Consider the following 12,474-nt stretch of genomic DNA (forward strand, 5'->3'; position numbering starts at 1 on the left):
CCTCTCGGGCTTTCCTCCGGGCGCTTCCCTTCGGTGTTTCCGACTCTATCAGATCTTTCCGATCCGATTTCCTCGGTGCTTTCCAGGTTTCCGCTTTCGCGTTTCCCTTTCCGGCGGTTCCGACTTTATCAGAAGTTTTGAGCCGGTCTGACCGGCTCTCGTTTTCCGATTCATCGGGAGAGGCTTCTTCACGATCGATGTTATCGATATGCACAGAAGCAGATAGATACTCACTGCCACCCTCGTGGACTGCGTCCATCTCCGGGCAACTGTTTGAATCTACCTCCCCACCCGACCCGTGTCAACGGCTCCGGTGCGGCGAAGAGGACAGTAGCAGCTCGGCGGGCCTGAACGCACATCAGGCGGCGGTCGGCACGCTCGCGCTTCGCTCGATCGGCGCTACGTCCCCTGTGCCGCCGGCCCGTGCCGCCCGACCGCCGAGGACGTAGACGTAGGCCAGGAAGGCCAGCTCCGCGACGACACCGATCCCTATGCGGGCCCAGGTGGGCAGGCCCGACGGCGTGACGAAGCCTTCGATGGCGCCTGACACGAGGAGGACGACGGCCAGCCCGATCGCCATGCCCACCGCGGCTCTGCCTTCTTCGGCGAGAGCCGTGCGGCGGGAGCGGGGGCCGGGATCGATCACTGTCCAGCCGAGGCGCAGCCCCGTACCCGCGGCGACGAAGACCGCCGTCAGTTCGAGCAGCCCGTGCGGGAGGACAAGACCGAGGAAGGTGTCGAGCCGACCGGCCGAGGACATCAGGCCGATGCCCACACCGAGGTTGAGCATGTTCTGGAAGAGGATCCACAGGACCGGTAGTCCCAGGAAGACGCCCAGGACCAGGCACATCGCGGCGGCCTGCGCGTTGTTCGTCCAGACCTGGGCGGCGAAGGCGGCCGCGGGGTGGCTGGAGTAGTAGGTCTCATACTCACCGCCGGGGCGGGTGAGCTGCCGTAGCTCGCTGGGGGCCGCGATCGCGGCCTGTACCTCGGGGTGCGTACCGATCCACCAGCCCAGGAGCACGGCGACGACGGTGGACAGGAGCGCGGTGGGGACCCACCAGTGGCGGGCCCGGTAGACCGCCGCGGGGAACCCCTCCAGCAGGAAGCCGGTGACGTCCCGCCACGAGGCGCGGCGGGTCCCCGTCACGGCACTGCGGGCCCCGGCCACGAGCTGGCTGAGCCGGCCCGTCAGCTGCGGGTCGGGGGCGCTGGACTGGATCAGGGAGAGGTGGGTGGCGGTGCGCTGGTAGAGGCCGACGAGTTCGTCGGCCTCCGCGCCGTTGAGTCGGCCTCGACGGCGGAGCAGGGTGTCGAGGCGGTCCCATTTCGCTCGGTGGGCGGAGACGAAGACGTCCAGGTCCATCGTGTCTGCCTGCTCCTCGGCTGGTTGTTCGACAACTCGTCGGCTGTATCAGCTTGTCTTCTTGCGGCGCGGCCGCCCTCAGCTTGGCAGACTGGCCGTTCTCGGGGCAGGCCAGGGGAAGGACGACGGGCGTGAGTGAGCTGGTGACGGGTGAGGCCGTGGCGCTGGAGGTGCGCCCGGCGAGGCTGCCCAGCAGGGCCCTGGCGGTGACCCTCGATCTCGTCGTGACGGTGGTGGTCTACATCGCCGTGTCCTTGGTCCTCCTGGCGTCCACGGCCTCCCTGGACGAGGCCGCGCAGGTCGCGGTGTCGATCGCGACGTTCCTGCTGGTGCTGGTCGGCGGGCCGATAGCCGTGGAGACGCTCAGCCACGGGCGGTCGCTGGGGAAGATGGCGTGCGGGCTGCGGGTGGTCCGGGACGACGGCGGGCCGATCCGGTTCCGGCACGCGCTCGTGCGTGGGGCGATCGGTGTGGTCGAGATTCTGATGACGTTCGGGGTCGTCGCCTGTATCGCGTCGCTGGTGTCGGCTCGGGGGCGTCGGCTGGGTGACGTGTTCGCGGGCACCCTGGTCGTGCGGGAGCGGGTGCCGAACGGGCGGGCGACCGCCGTGCCTCCGCCGCCGCCCTGGCTGGCGGGGCGTTTCTCGGCGCTCGATCTGTCGGCGGTTCCCGAAGGACTGTGGCTGGCGGTGCGGCAGTACCTGACACGGATGCAGCTCCTGGATCCGCAGGTGGGCTGGAACATGGCGGAACGGCTCGCCGCCGATCTCGCCGCCCGCACCGGGACTCCGGCACCGCCGGAGGTTCCGGCGGCCATGTATCTGGCGGCGGTGTTGCAGGAGCGGCAGGCACGCGAGGCCCGGCGTGCGTTCGGCGGCGACTTCGCGGCCGGCGCGTCCGCCGGAGGGGGCGGCGTCCCGGTCGCCGGGCCCGGTGTTCCCGGCTTCCCGCCGCCGCAGCTGCCGGCGTACGGCGTGCCGCAGCCGTCTGTTTATGGCGTCGGTCAGCACTCGTCGACTCCCGTGTCCGCCGCTGCTTCACCCGCCGCGCCTCAGGACACCTCGTCCCAGGGCGCCCCGCCCGCAGACCTCCCGCCACGTCAGGCGGCTTCCGGGGACAGTGCGCGGACCGGGCGTCCCGGCACCGGGTTCGCGCCTCCGGCCTGACGCGCCTGCCGGTGCGTCAGGTGTCGAAGACCGACGGGGGCGATTGGAGGTCCTCGAGCTCGATGCCGGGGGCCGCCAGAACCACGTCCCCGGCGATGTGCACGGAGTACTGCTCGCCCGTGTCCAGGGCTGTGACCTGGTATTCGTCCACGGTCAGCGGGCCGTTGTCAGTGGCGTGTGCTTCTCTTTCCACCAGAGCCCAGGACTGGTCCACGGTGCGGGGGGCGAGGACCGGATCCGTGAGGGCGACGAGGCGGACGCGGGTCGCGGCGGCGGAGGGGGTGAGGCGCAGGAGACGGGCGGTGGCGACGAGGAACGCGGGGGACGTGCCGGTGAAGGCGTGGGCGCGCGCAGTGCCTTCGGTGGCATGGCTGCCGGTGGGGTCGGTGCGGACCCAGGTGACGCCGTCGAGGGCGGCACCGCGCACCTGCCAGCTCCCCGCGTGCAGTTCGAGGCGGATGGGGCGGCCGAGATCGTCGAGGGCCAGGTCGACGGAGCCGTGATGAGCGCCCGAGGGGGTGGTCACCTGGGATACGTAGCGCCAGCCGGAGGGGCCGGGGGCGCACTGGAAGTGCTCTTCGGCGAAGGGGGTGTGATCGTGCGGATCGTGGAGCGAATATCGGCCGCGGGGCATGGGGGTCCTGGGGTGTGACGGGGTGGTCCGGCCGCCTCGCCGCCGCGGGCAGGCGGGCGTGACGGCCGCCGGTCCGGTCGAGCCGGTCCGGTCGAAAAGGGGCAGGCCCCCGACACGGGGGTGCGGGGGCCTGCCTCAGGGACCTGGCTGAGACGCGGGGTGCGGCTCGGTGGCGGTCAGTAGCGGTAGTGGTCCGACTTGTACGGGCCGTCGACCTCCACACCGATGTACGCGGCCTGCTCGGGGCGCAGCTTGGTGAGCTTGACGCCGAGGGCGTCCAGGTGGAGGCGGGCGACCTTCTCGTCGAGGTGCTTGGGCAGCACGTAGACGCCGGTCGGGTACTCGTCGGGCTTGGTGAACAGCTCGATCTGGGCCAGGGTCTGGTCCGCGAAGGAGTTGGACATCACGAACGACGGGTGACCGGTGGCGTTGCCCAGGTTCAGCAGGCGGCCCTCGGACAGCACGATGATCTTCTTGCCGTCCGGGAAGGTCCAGGTGTGGACCTGCGGCTTGACCTCGTCCTTGACGATGCCGGGGATCTTGGCGAGGCCGGCCATGTCGATCTCGTTGTCGAAGTGGCCGATGTTGCCGACGATGGCCTGGTGCTTCATCTTCGCCATGTCGGAGGCGAGGATGATGTCCTTGTTGCCGGTGGTGGTGACGAAGATGTCGGCCGTCTCGACGACGTCGTCCAGCGTGGTGACCTGGTACCCGTCCATCGCCGCCTGGAGGGCGCAGATCGGATCGATCTCGGTGATGATCACGCGGGCGCCCTGGCCGCGCAGGGACTCCGCGCACCCCTTGCCGACGTCGCCGTAGCCGCACACGACCGCGGTCTTGCCGCCGATCAGGACGTCGGTGGCGCGGTTGATCCCGTCGACCAGGGAGTGCCGGCAGCCGTACTTGTTGTCGAACTTCGACTTGGTGACGGCGTCGTTGACGTTGATCGCCGGGAACAGGAGGGTGCCCTCGCGCTGCATCTCGTACAGGCGGTGCACGCCGGTGGTGGTCTCCTCGGTGACGCCGCGGATCTCGGAGGCCAGCCGGGTCCACTTCTGGGGGTTCTCGCCCAGGGTGCGGGTCAGCAGTTGGAGGATGACGCGGTGCTCGTCGGACTCGGCGGTGTCGGGCGAGGGGACCTTGCCGTCCTTCTCGTACTCGACGCCGTTGTGGACCAGCAGGGTGGCGTCACCGCCGTCGTCCAGGATCATGTTCGGGCCGCCGGTGGGGCTGTCCGGCCAGGTCAGCGCCTGCTCGGTGCACCACCAGTACTCCTCGAGGGTCTCGCCCTTCCAGGCGAAGACCGGGACGCCCTGAGGGTCGTCGGGGGTGCCCTCGGGGCCGACGGCGATGGCGGCTGCCGCGTGGTCCTGGGTGGAGAAGATGTTGCAGGACGCCCAGCGGACCCGCGCGCCGAGGGCCGTCAGGGTCTCGATCAGGACGGCGGTCTGCACGGTCATGTGCAGGGAGCCGGTGACGCGGGCGCCCTTGAGCGGCTGCTTCTCGGCGTACTCCGCGCGGAGGGCCATCAGGCCCGGCATCTCGTGCTCGGCGAGGGAGATCTCCTTGCGGCCGAACTCGGCCAGGGACAGGTCGGCGACCTTGAAGTCCTGTCGGTTCTCGACAGTCGTCATGGGGTGCTGCTCCTCGGGGTTGGGGCGAGGTGGGTACGGCTGACCTGCGCGGCGGAGGACACAGCGGTGCCCGAAGAGGACACAGGGATGCCCGCGTGCGCGCAGCGCAGTCCGTCGGAGGCCCTCTCTCCCTCGGCCGGCCCGTCCTCGGGCCGCCCGACCGCCATCAGCAGCGACGTCTGGCTCGGTCCCAAGCTACACCGGAGAGCGGGTCGGCCCCAGTCCGTGTCAGGACACTTCGCTACCCTCAGCGCCGCGGACGGGCCGCATGGGGAGGGGACGGATGTCTGGCAGAGGGCGAGGACTCGGGGCCGCGGCGCTGGTGCTGGGAGTGGTGGGGCTGGTGCTGGGCTTCGGCTCCTTCGGGTACGCGAGGACGGCGTACGGGGGATCCGTCGTACAGGGCTCCAGCATGTCTCCGACGTACGTGCGCGGGGACCGGGTCTTCTTCGAGCGGGTCGACGGCACCCAGGTGCGGCGCGGTGACGTCGTGCTGTTCTCCGCGCCGGACCGCTACGGCTTCACCGCCGACGTGATGAACCGGGTCATCGGAGTGGGCGGCGATCACGTGGTGTGCTGCACGGGTGGGGGAAGCGGGGCGCAGGTCAGCGTGAACGGCAAGCCGCTCCAGGAGCCGTACGTGAAGGACGGCGACGCCGACGGGGCGGACAAGGCGTACGACGTGACGGTTCCGAAGGGGCGCCTGTTCCTGCTGGGCGACTATCGGGCGAACGCGAACGACTCGCGGTTCTTCGCCGCCGACCACGGCGGGACGGTGCCCGTCTCGGCCGTCCAAGGCCGGGTCACCCAAAGTCACTCCGCTCTCGTCCTGATCGTCGTGGGGATGCTGGCGGGGGTTGTCTCGGTCCTGGTCGGGCTGGGGCTCGGGATCGCGGCGCTGGCCGTACGGCGGCGGAAGGCGGTGCCGCCCGTGCCGCCGGCGCCCGTGCGGGCGTGAACGCGGACGGCGCCCGCCGAGGCAGAAGGATCGGCGGGCGCCGTCACGGCTTCCGGACTCAGTGTCCGGTGGGGTGCGGTGTCGGGCCGCCCGGGGTGGCCTCGCGGTCCGGGCCCCTGGCCGCCTCGACCTCGCTGTAGATGTCCGGTTCCAGATAGATGACGCGGGCGATGGGGACCGCGGCGCGGATGCGGGCCTCGGCGGCGTCGATGGCGGCGGCGACCTCGGCGGCCGTGTCGTCGTGCTGGACGGCGATCTTGGCGGCGACGAGCAGTTCCTCGGGGCCGAGGTGGAGCGTGCGCATGTGGATGACACCGGTGACGGTGTCCCCGTCGACCGTGGCGGTCTCGATCCGCCGGACCACGTCGGTGCCGGCGGCCTCGCCGAGCAGCAGGGACTTGGTCTCGGCGGCCAGGACGAGGGCGATCAGCACGAGCAGGGCGCCGATGCAGACCGTGCCGATGCCGTCCCAGACGCCGTCGCCGGTGAGCAGGGAGAGGCCCACACCGCCGAGGGCGAGGACGAGACCGATCAGCGCGCCGAAGTCCTCCAGGAGCACGACCGGCAGTTCGGGCGCCTTGGCGCGGCGGATGAACTGGGGCCAGGACAGCTTGCCGCGCAGTGCGTCGGCCTCCTTGACGGCCGTGCGGAAGGAGAAGCCCTCCGCGGCGATCGCGAAGAGGAGGACGCCCACCGGCCAGTACCAGTGCTCCAGTTCGTGCGGGTGGCTGATCTTCTCGATGCCCTCGTAGATGGCGAACATGCCGCCGACGGAGAACAGGACGATGGAGACGAGGAAGGCGTAGACGTACCGCTCGCGGCCGTAGCCGAAGGGGTGCTGCGGGGTCGCCTCGCGCTGGGCCCGCTTGCCGCCGATCAGCAGCAGGAACTGGTTGCCGGAGTCGGCGAGGGAGTGCACGCCCTCGGCGAGCATCGACGAGGAGCCGCTGAAGGCGAACGCCACGAACTTGGCTGCCGCAATGGCGAGGTTGGCGCCGAGTGCCGCCATGATCGCCCGGGTACCGCCTGACGCGCTCATCTGTTCGTGTCGTCCCTTCGCCGTCGTGCTCGGTTGCGGCCCTGACCCGTCGTCGGCCAACGGCCAATGGGGCATTGTCGCAGTCCGGTCGGACGGCGGTACCCGGGCGGCGGCCTCTCGGGCCGCCGCCCGTGCGGTCATACGACGACCGTGGACCGGAACAGGGTGCCCGTGCCGGACACTTCGGTCTTTTCGCCGGCCGGGACGAACACGGACTGCCCCGGGGCGAGTTCCTGGTCGCCGGCCCGGACGGAGCCGGCCGTGCAGAGCAGGATCTGCGGGGTGTCGAGGGTGAGGTCGCGGGCGATGGCGCTCTCGGTCAGGACGTAGCGGGACAGGCGGAACTCGTCGACAGGGGTGTCGTAGACCTCCTCGCCGTCGGGGTCGGCCTCCGGGCGCAGGACGCCGGGGTCGCGGGCCTCGAAGCGGACGATGCGCAGGAGTTCGGGGACATCGACGTGCTTGGGGGTCAGGCCGCAGCGCAGGACGTTGTCGGAGTTGGCCATGATCTCCACGCCCAGGCCGTCGAGGTAGGCGTGCGGGATGCCGGCACCGAGGAAGACCGCCTCGCCCGGCTTGAGGCGGAAGTGGTTGAGGAGCATCGCGGCCAGCACGCCGGGATCGCCGGGGTAGTGGCGGGCGATGCCGGCGTAGGGGGCGTGGTCGCCGCCGAGGCGGGCGCAGGCGGCCGCGGCCTCGGCGACCGTGCCGGCCATCTCCTCGCGGTCGGCGGTGAGCAGGGCGGTAAGGACCTCGCGCAGGGCGGCTTCCTCGGGGCGGGCGCGCAGCACGTCGATGTACGGCTTGAGGGAGTCGACGCCGAGGGCGTCGAGCAGGTCGGCGGCCCGGTTCGGCGCGCGGAACCCGCACAGGCCGTCGAACTCGGTGAGTGCGCAGACCAGTTCTGGCTTGTGGTTGGCGTCCTTGTAGTTGCGGTGCGGGGCGTCGACGGGGACGCCTCGGCGCTCCTCGTCGGCGTATCCCTCCTTGGCCTGTTCCAGGTCGGGGTGGACCTGGAGGGAGAGCGGGGCTCCGGCGGCGAGGATCTTGAGCAGGAAGGGCAGGCGCGGGCCGAACTTCGCGACCGTCCTGGCGCCCAGTTCCTCCTCCGGGCCGGCCTCGATGACCTCGGCGAGGGTGCCGCGCGGGGTGCGGGAGGGTGCGCCCGGGTGGGCCCCCATCCACAGCTCCGCCTGGGGTTCGCCGCTCGGCTCGACACCCAGCAGGTGCGGGATGGCGGTGGTGGAGCCCCAGGCGTAGGGGCGGATGGTGTTGTCGAGGCGGTCCATGCGCTTCTCTCTGCGGATCTCTGTGCGGTTCTGGGCTGTGCTCGGCGTTCTCAGCTGTGCTCAGCCGTTCTGAGCTGTCCTCGGCTGTTCTTGGCTGTTCTGAGCTGTTGTCGTCTGCGCTCAAGGACAGATCAGGTGCCGGAGGCGAGCGCCAGGTAAACGGCGGTGAAATCCGTGACGGCGATCAGTTCCGCGAGGGTCTCGATCTCGTCGCCGGGGTCCGGCTCCAGCTCGCTGATCGGCGTGTCGTGGCTGAGGGCCAGGTCCCGGGCGGCCGGGGCGGCGGTCAAGCCGCCCAGCGGGCGGTCCCGCAGCAGCACCACGCGCGCGTGCAGGGCGGGCCGCTCCTCGACGCGGTCACGGAAGAAGTCGTCCGGGTCGGCGCTGGCGGCCAGCGGACCGGCGAGCAGCGCGCTGTGCGCGGCGAGGGCTTCGGGCAGTTCGGCGACGATCGCGGGGATGCCCGACAGTTCGGCGAGTCCGGCGGCGAACCGGCGTCCCGCGGGGCCCGCGGAGTCGCCCTCGGTCCAGATGACCGGCAGTGCGTCGGCGAGTTCGGCGGCGAGGGTCTTGGCCGGGTTGCTGTAGGTGACGATGGCGGGTCCGCAGCGCTCGGCGATGTGGTCCAGCCGGTCGGCGACCTTCTCCAGGGCGTCGGGGGGCGCACTGAGCAAGCCCACCCGGTCCAGGAGGGCCAGCAGCGGGGTGAGCAGTGCCCACAGAACGCCCGGGGCGGATCCGGCGAGGGGTTCACCGTGGTCGTAGGGGGCCGTGGCCATGGGGATGAACAGGCCGCGGGCGCCCTCGAGGGTCTCGGCGAGCGGGGTCCCGGCCGGGGCCACGGCGACGACCGTGCAGCCACGCCGGTAGGCCTGCTCGGCGAGCAGGGACAGGCTCGGCTCGGTGCCGTCCGGGGTGGCGATCAGCAGCAGGTCGACGGAGCCGGCCCAACCGGGCAGCTCCCAGCGCAGGGCTCCGGCGGCCGAGGCCACGCCCGTGGGCGCCAGCCGGGTCACGGGGCTGCCGGCGCCGGCGAGCGTGCCGAGCAGGTCGGCGGCGTGGGTGGCGGCGGCGCCGGGTCCCGCGATCAGGACGGCGCGGGGGCGGCCGTCGGGCCTGAGCCCCCGCACGCCGGCCTCGGCGGCGTGCCGGGCGGCGGTCCGGACGCGGGCGCCGGCCTCGGCGGCACCGCGGAGCAGTCCGCGGCGGTCGGCCTCGGCGAGCCCCTCCGGGGCGTCGAGCAGCGATTCGTCGAGCATGGGCGGCAGCCTCCCGATCGGGCACCGAGCGCCGGGTCGTCTTCGTGCGGGCGGCGGAATCCGTCCGGGCGAGGCGATGGGCCTCTTCCGGAGGAGCCCACGTCACGCGGGGCGGCGGGCCTCGTCGACGAGCAGGACGGGGATGCCGTCGCGGACGGGGTAGGCCAGACCGCAGTCCTGCCCGGTGCAGACCAGCTCGGCTTCCTGCTCCTTGAGGGGGGCGTGGCAGGCCGGGCAGGCGAGGATCTCCAGGAGGCCGGCTTCGAGCGGCATGGGGTTTCCCTTCGGCGGGCGGGTATGCGTCGGTGCGGTCGTACGTGCCTGGTCAGCGTACCGCCGGTGGAGGCGGCGTGACGGGGTCGGGCCGGGGCCCGCACGCCGCGCCGCCGCCATGGTGGAGGGTGGAAGGCTTCTCAGCCCCGGATGATCGCCAGGGCCTCGTCCCGCACCTTGGCCATCGTCGTCTCGTCGCGTGCCTCGGCGTTCAGCCGCAGCAGCGGTTCGGTGTTGGACGGGCGGACGTTGAACCACCAGTCGGCGGCGGTGACGGTGAGTCCGTCGAGTTCGTCGAGGGTGACGTCCGCCCGGCCGGCGTAGGTCGCCCTGACGGCGGCGAGGCGTGCCGCCTGGTCGTCGACCGTGGAGTTGATCTCGCCGGAACCGGCGTAGCGGTCGTACTGGGCGACGAGGGCCGACAGGGGGCCGTCCTGGCCGCCCAGGGCCGCGAGGACGTGCAGGGCGGCCAGCATGCCGGTGTCGGCGTTCCAGAAGTCCTTGAAGTAGTAGTGCGCGGAGTGCTCGCCGCCGAAGATCGCGCCGGTCCTCGCCATCTCGGCCTTGATGAAGGAGTGGCCCACGCGGGTGCGGGTGGGTGTGCCGCCGTTCTCCTTCACCACCTCCGGGACCGACCAGGAGGTGATGAGGTTGTGGATGATCACGCCCTTGCCGCCGTTCTTCGCCAGCTCGCGGGCGGCGACCAACGCGGTGATCGCGGACGGGGAGACCGGCTCGCCGCGCTCGTCGACCACGAAGCAGCGGTCGGCGTCGCCGTCGAAGGCGATGCCGAGGTCGGCGCCCTCCGCGCGGACCCGCTGCTGCAGGTCGACCAGGTTGGCCGGGTCCAGCGGGTTGGCCTCGTGGTTGGGGAAGGTGCCGTCCAGTTCGAAGTACATCGGGACGAGGTCGACGGGCAGGCCGTCGAAGACCGTCGGGACGGTGTGGCCGCCCATGCCGTTGCCCGCGTCGACGACGACCTTGAGGGGGCGCAGGGAGTCCAGGTCGACGAGGGAGCGCAGGTACGCCGCGTAGTCGTGCAGCGTGTCGCGGTGGCCGACCGTTCCCTGCCGGGCGGCCGGCTCCGGGGCGCCGGAGGCGAGCCATCGCTCGACCAGTTCGCGGATCTCCGTGAGCCCGGAGTCCTGGCCGACGGGGGCCGCGCCCGCGCGGCACATCTTGATGCCGTTGTACCTGGCCGGGTTGTGCGAGGCCGTGAACATCGCGCCGGGCAGGTCCAGGGCGCCGGAGGCGTAGTACAGCTGGTCCGTGGAGCACAGCCCGATCTCGGTGACGTCGGCGCCGTGCCGCACCGCGCCGCGGGCGAAGGCCCGGGCGAGGCCGGGCGAGGAGGGCCGCATGTCGTGGCCGGTCACCAGGGCGTCGGCGCCGGTCACCTGGGCGAAGGCCGCCCCGAGGAGTTCGGCCAGCGACTCGTCCCACTGGTCCGGGACCACTCCGCGTACGTCGTACGCCTTCACGATCTGCGACAGATCAGCAGTCACGGCCAGCCCTTCTGAGGTCCCATGGGTCACCACAAACTACCGCCGGCGCGCGAACACGAGGCAGCGGAGGGCGAGGGCGCGGGTGACGGAGGGGTTTCGCGGCGGGCGGAGTCAGTTGTCGGGCGAGCGGAGCACGCGCAGGTGGCCGCGGCGAGCGACCTCCATCGGGTCAGCGCTCCGCGCGCCGCCGCCGGCCTCGGCCGCCCGCTCCTGAGGCCTGGCCGCCTCGCGCACGGCGTTGGCAAGCGCTTCCAGATCGTCACCGCTGGGCCGCGCGGGAGCCGAGCCGTCGAGGAGCCGGACGACCTCCCAGCCGCGGGGGGCGGTGAGGCGCTCGGAGTGCTCGGCGCACAGGTCGTAGCAGTGGGGTTCGGCGTAGGTGGCGAGCGGGCCGAGAACAGCGGTCGAATCGGCGTAGACGTACGTCAGCGTCGCTACGGCGGGACGGCCGCAAGCGGTGCGCGAACAGCGACGTACAAGGCTCACGACGTTGGACGGTACCGCACTCTTGAGCGGGCCGCGACGACTCTCCATCAGGTCACTCAGCCGTGTCGCGGCACGAAACGCCCCGGACGCACCTTCTGTCACACTTCGCTGACCTGCATGGACGCCTCCGGTCGGGATTTCGAACCCGCCGGATCCGGTCACGACCAGGCACAAAATCAGTCAATCCCCTTGTTATTGACGGCTCCGAGGAGATACGGAATCGAGCCCGAGCTTGGCTGAAATGCTCACCTGGACACAGGCCGTGGCACACCGTCCGGCGCGGCCCGTGGCGCCGTGTCCGGGACGACGCGCGGGACCGGGCGCGCGGGGACGCCGGGGACTACCCTTCACCAGTGATGGACAACCGTGTACCGCCCCGTGCCGCCGGCCCCGGGCCCCGACGACGTGATCGCCACGGCCGCGGCATGCGCGGACCGATCGCCCCGCCGCAGGTGCCGCTCGCCGCGAGCCGCGCCGAGGCGTTCGCGGATCTGGTGCAGGACTCCGTGGACCGCCTGGAGCGGCGCTGGCCGCAACTGGCCGACATCGACTTCTTCGTGGTGGAGGTGCCGCGGCTGGACGGTCCCGGGCAGACCTGGAACGACGAGGCGGTGCCGCTCGGGGGCACGGCCGCCTCGCGTGAGGGGCGGCGCGCGCGTGTGGTCGTCTACCGGCGGCCGGTGGAGATCCGCACCAAGGGCCGCGACGAGCGGGCCGCCCTGGTGCACGAGATCGTCGTCGAGCAGGTGGCCGAGCTGCTGGGACTGACCCCGGAGACGGTCGACCCCCGGTACGGCGAGGACTGACCGGCCCGGCACGGCGAGGACCGCCCCAGCACACCGCCGGGGCGCCCTCGGACCGCCCG

General features: G+C 71.8%; 13 protein-coding genes. 3 read left to right on the top strand and 10 right to left on the bottom strand.

Annotated features, from left to right (window positions below):
- Window positions 1-259 (bottom strand): hypothetical protein (locus ACIHCX_RS22390; RefSeq protein ID WP_400032085.1); only part of this gene is annotated, 259 nt, incomplete at its 3' end.
- 99 nt (window positions 260-358) lie between these two features.
- Entirely contained in the window at window positions 359-1,366 is a 1,008-nt protein-coding gene (locus tag ACIHCX_RS22395) for a stage II sporulation protein M (RefSeq protein ID WP_400032087.1), read from the bottom strand.
- Between the two features lie 131 nt (window positions 1,367-1,497).
- Here ACIHCX_RS22395 and ACIHCX_RS22400 point away from each other — a divergent pair, with 131 nt between their 5' ends.
- Window positions 1,498-2,532 carry an RDD family protein gene (locus tag ACIHCX_RS22400; protein WP_400032089.1) on the top strand — a complete coding sequence of 345 codons (1,035 nt, stop codon included), beginning with the start codon at window positions 1,498-1,500 and terminating at the stop codon, window positions 2,530-2,532.
- A 16-nt stretch (window positions 2,533-2,548) separates the two neighbouring features.
- On the opposite strand, the gene ACIHCX_RS22405 is transcribed toward ACIHCX_RS22400, so the two are convergent.
- Both ACIHCX_RS22405 and ahcY read right to left on the bottom strand, forming a co-directional pair.
- Entirely contained in the window at window positions 2,549-3,166 is a 618-nt protein-coding gene (locus ACIHCX_RS22405; RefSeq protein ID WP_400032091.1) for a hypothetical protein, read from the bottom strand.
- A gap of 176 nt (window positions 3,167-3,342) precedes the next feature.
- Window positions 3,343-4,800: an adenosylhomocysteinase gene (gene ahcY / locus ACIHCX_RS22410; RefSeq protein ID WP_400032093.1), complete on the bottom strand. Its 1,458-nt coding sequence runs from the start codon at window positions 4,798-4,800 to the stop codon at window positions 3,343-3,345.
- A gap of 283 nt (window positions 4,801-5,083) precedes the next feature.
- Between ahcY and lepB the strand changes: the two genes are divergently transcribed.
- On the top strand, window positions 5,084-5,758 hold the full coding sequence (lepB, locus tag ACIHCX_RS22415; protein WP_400032095.1) for a signal peptidase I: 675 nt from the start codon (window positions 5,084-5,086) through the stop codon (window positions 5,756-5,758).
- Between the two features lie 58 nt (window positions 5,759-5,816).
- Here lepB and ACIHCX_RS22420 read toward each other — a convergent pair whose 3' ends face one another.
- From ACIHCX_RS22420 to ACIHCX_RS22445, 6 genes are all read right to left on the bottom strand, one after another.
- Window positions 5,817-6,797: a cation diffusion facilitator family transporter gene (locus ACIHCX_RS22420; RefSeq protein WP_400032097.1), complete on the bottom strand. Its 981-nt coding sequence runs from the start codon at window positions 6,795-6,797 to the stop codon at window positions 5,817-5,819.
- A 137-nt stretch (window positions 6,798-6,934) separates the two neighbouring features.
- Window positions 6,935-8,086 carry a mannose-6-phosphate isomerase, class I gene (gene manA, locus ACIHCX_RS22425; RefSeq protein ID WP_400032099.1) on the bottom strand — a complete coding sequence of 384 codons (1,152 nt, stop codon included), beginning with the start codon at window positions 8,084-8,086 and terminating at the stop codon, window positions 6,935-6,937.
- Window positions 8,087-8,217: 131 nt separating this feature from the next.
- Window positions 8,218-9,345, bottom strand: a complete 1,128-nt coding sequence (locus ACIHCX_RS22430) for an SIS domain-containing protein (RefSeq protein WP_400032101.1) — start codon at window positions 9,343-9,345, stop codon at window positions 8,218-8,220.
- 102 nt (window positions 9,346-9,447) lie between these two features.
- Window positions 9,448-9,618 carry a Trm112 family protein gene (locus tag ACIHCX_RS22435; protein WP_100570979.1) on the bottom strand — a complete coding sequence of 57 codons (171 nt, stop codon included), beginning with the start codon at window positions 9,616-9,618 and terminating at the stop codon, window positions 9,448-9,450.
- Window positions 9,619-9,758: 140 nt separating this feature from the next.
- Window positions 9,759-11,123 carry a phosphomannomutase/phosphoglucomutase gene (locus ACIHCX_RS22440; RefSeq protein WP_400032103.1) on the bottom strand — a complete coding sequence of 455 codons (1,365 nt, stop codon included), beginning with the start codon at window positions 11,121-11,123 and terminating at the stop codon, window positions 9,759-9,761.
- A gap of 111 nt (window positions 11,124-11,234) precedes the next feature.
- Window positions 11,235-11,657: a DUF3499 domain-containing protein gene (locus tag ACIHCX_RS22445; RefSeq protein WP_358734799.1), complete on the bottom strand. Its 423-nt coding sequence runs from the start codon at window positions 11,655-11,657 to the stop codon at window positions 11,235-11,237.
- A 308-nt stretch (window positions 11,658-11,965) separates the two neighbouring features.
- On the opposite strand from ACIHCX_RS22445, the gene ACIHCX_RS22450 reads away from it, so the two are divergent.
- On the top strand, window positions 11,966-12,415 hold the full coding sequence (locus ACIHCX_RS22450) for a metallopeptidase family protein (protein ID WP_400032729.1): 450 nt from the start codon (window positions 11,966-11,968) through the stop codon (window positions 12,413-12,415).
- Window positions 12,416-12,474 lie beyond the last annotated feature (59 nt).

Source organism: Streptomyces sp. NPDC052043 (genome assembly GCF_044548235.1).
GTDB lineage: Bacteria > Actinomycetota > Actinomycetes > Streptomycetales > Streptomycetaceae > Streptomyces.